At 70.4% G+C, this 2,754-nt stretch carries 2 protein-coding genes; both read right to left on the bottom strand.

Annotation, left to right across the window (positions count from 1 at the left end; all coding sequences use genetic code 11):
- Nucleotides 1–180 precede the first annotated feature (180 nt).
- A complete protein-coding gene (mraY, locus tag G6019_RS11375; RefSeq protein ID WP_107756214.1) occupies nt 181–1,275 on the bottom strand; it encodes a phospho-N-acetylmuramoyl-pentapeptide-transferase in 1,095 nt (364 codons plus the stop codon).
- Nucleotides 1,272–2,753, bottom strand: a complete 1,482-nt coding sequence (locus tag G6019_RS11370) for a UDP-N-acetylmuramoyl-tripeptide--D-alanyl-D-alanine ligase (RefSeq protein ID WP_309230216.1) — start codon at nt 2,751–2,753, stop codon at nt 1,272–1,274. The genes mraY and G6019_RS11370 overlap by 4 nt, the downstream gene beginning before the upstream one ends.
- Nucleotide 2,754 lies beyond the last annotated feature (1 nt).

Below are 2,754 nucleotides of genomic sequence, written 5' to 3'. Positions count from 1 at the left end.
GCTCGGCGCCGAGCGCGTGGAGTATCCGGACCGCCCCCGGGCCGGACACCCCGGCGCCGAGGACCAGGACGCGGGCTCCGGTGAGATCGCGGACGCCGAGACCCCGCGCGGTCGCTCCGGTCCCTGTCGTGCGGCGTGCTGTCGCCTCGTGCTCTCTCATCTCCCGCTCTGTCACGTCCGTCACCCCGATGTGCTCGCGAGCCAGTCACCGTAGAACAGCGCGATCGCCAGGCCGCAGGAGATGGCCACGAGGAGCCAGAACCTGATGGTGACGGTCGTCTCGGCCCACCCGCCGTTCTCGAAGTGGTGGTGGATGGGAGTCATGCGGAACGGACGACGGCCGGTGGTGCGGAACGCCGCGACCTGGATGAGGACCGAGACGAACTCGATCACGAAGACCGCGCCGACGACGACCATGAGCAGCTCGGTGCGCGAGACCACCGAGACGCCTGCGACGATGCCACCCAGGAACATCGACCCCGTGTCGCCCATGAAGATCTTGGCCGGGGCGGCGTTCCACCACAGGAAGCCCAGACACGCCCCGAGCGAGGCGGAACACACCACCGCGATGTCGAGTGGGTCACGCACCTGGTAACACCCGGACAGATCCACCCCCTCCGCGGTGGAGAAGCACGAATACCGGAACTGCCAGAAGCTGAACACGACGTAGGTGCCCATGACCATGGCCATCGACCCGGCGGCCAGCCCGTCCAGGCCGTCGGTGAAGTTGACCGCGTTGGACCAGCCGTAGACCAGGATCACGATGAAGATCAGGAAGACGACCACCGGGAAGGTCACGGCGACGAAGTCGCGCATGTAGCTCAACGAGCGGCTGGCGGGGGTCAGCCCGTCGTCGTTCCGGAAACCCAGGACCAGGATGCCGAACGCGAGAGCCGCGAGCACCTGGCCGACGGTCTTGGACAGGATGCCCAGACCCTTGTTGTGCCGCTTGAACACCTTGAGGCCGTCATCGATCATCCCGACCGCCGCCAACGCGGTCGCCAGCCCGAGAATGAGCAGACCGGAGGCCGTGAATCCCCCGCCGCCCACCGTCACCTGTCCCACCAGCCCGGCCACGATGTAGCCGAGCCACACCGCGGCGAGGATCGCGATCCCGCCCATGTTGGGGGTCCCGCGCTTGCTCATGTGGGACTGCGGGCCCTCCAGCCGGATCTCCTGCCCGAAGCCGTGTCGACGGAAGTAGATGATGAGCACCGGGGTGAGGAAGATGCTCACGACGAAGGCGACGATGCCCGCGACCATGATCTGGGTCATTCGGACATCTCCTCACCACGCGTCGCGAGCACATGCTCCGCCACGCTCCACAACCCCACTGCCGCAGAGGCCTTGACCAGCACGATGTCCCCCGGCTGCAGCTGTTCGTCCACGAGGGCGCACGCCTCCTCGGCGGTCTCGACGTGCACCGCCTCCGACCCCCACGACCCCTCCTGCACCGCACCCTGGTACAGCGCGCGCTGCGGTCGACCCCGGCCGACCACCACCAGCTGGGACACGTCGAGGCGCACGAGGAACCGACCGATGAGATCGTGCTCCCTCACCGATTCCTCGCCCAGTTCGGCCATCTCGCCCAGGATCGCCCAGGTCCGACGGTGGCCCCCGCCCGCCCGCGCCATCACGGCGAGCGACCTGAGCGCCGCCCGCACCGAATCGGGGTTCGCGTTGTAGGAATCGTTGATCACGGTGACGCCGTCGGCGGTCACCCGCACGTCCATGCGGCGCGCGGACGCGGCCCGCGCGGTGCCGAGGGCGCCGGCGATCGTCGAGACATCCATCCCGCAGGCCAGGCCCACCGCGGCGGCCGAGAGGGCGTTGCCCACCTGGTGTTCACCGTGGACCCGGAGGGCCACGTCGGCCTCGCCGTCCGGGGTCACCAGGCGGAAGGAGGCCCGGACCTCGTCGTCCACCCGCACGCCCTCGGCGCGGAGGTCTGCGGACGGGCCGGATCCCACCGTCACGACCTCGGCGGAGGTCCGCCCGGCCATGCCCAGGACCCGTTCGTCGTCGGCGTTGAGCACCGCGACCCCTCCATGGGCCGCATCCGGCAGGGCCTCGACCAACTCACCTTTCGTGGCGGCGATGACGTCGCGCGACCCGAACTCACCGAGGTGCGCGGTCCCCACGTTGAGCACCACCCCGATCCTCGGGGGCGCGATCTCCGCGAGCTCCCGGATGTTGCCCGGCGCTCGCGCACTCAGCTCGAGCACCAGGAAGTCGGTGGACTCATCGGCGCGGAGGGCCGTCCAGGGGTGGCCGATCTCGTTGTTGAACGATCCGGGCGGCGCGATGACCGTCCCGGCGGCGGAGAGGACAGCCCCGATGAGGTCCTTGGTGCTGGTCTTGCCCGAGGAGCCGGTGATCCCGACCACGACGAGCCCGTGGTCGGCGACCAGCCTGTCGACGCTGGCTCGTGCCAGGGCTCCGAGTGCCGCGAGCACCGCCGCCCCGGACCCGTCGGAATCCGCGGCCAGGGCCATGGCGTTGGTGACGCGCCGGTCGACGGGGGGCACCACGATCTGGGCACCCCCCGCCCCGGGGACGTCGGTGACCTCGCGCGCGACCAGAGCGGCCGCCGCCCCGGCCTGCAGAGCGCGGCCGACGAACTCGTGGCCGTCGACCCGCTCGCCGGGCAGGGCGAGGAACAACCCGCCGGGGTCGATACGACGGGAGTCGAACTCGACGGAACCGGTGACCGCGGTCGAGGGGTCACCTCCGACCAACCGCCCGCCGACGATC

Origin of the sequence: Dietzia sp. DQ12-76 (assembly GCF_014145045.1) — a bacterium.
In the GTDB taxonomy this organism is placed as follows: Bacteria; Actinomycetota; Actinomycetes; order Mycobacteriales; family Mycobacteriaceae; genus Dietzia.
Note: the sequence above shows the minus strand (reverse complement) of the source record. Positions and strands in the feature narration are given on the sequence as shown.

Bases quoted from the DNA above. Each gene is read 5' to 3' on its own strand.
- mraY (WP_107756214.1), bottom strand. From the start codon at position 1,275: ATGACCCAGATCATGGTCGCGGGCATCGTCGCCTTCGTCGTGAGCATC.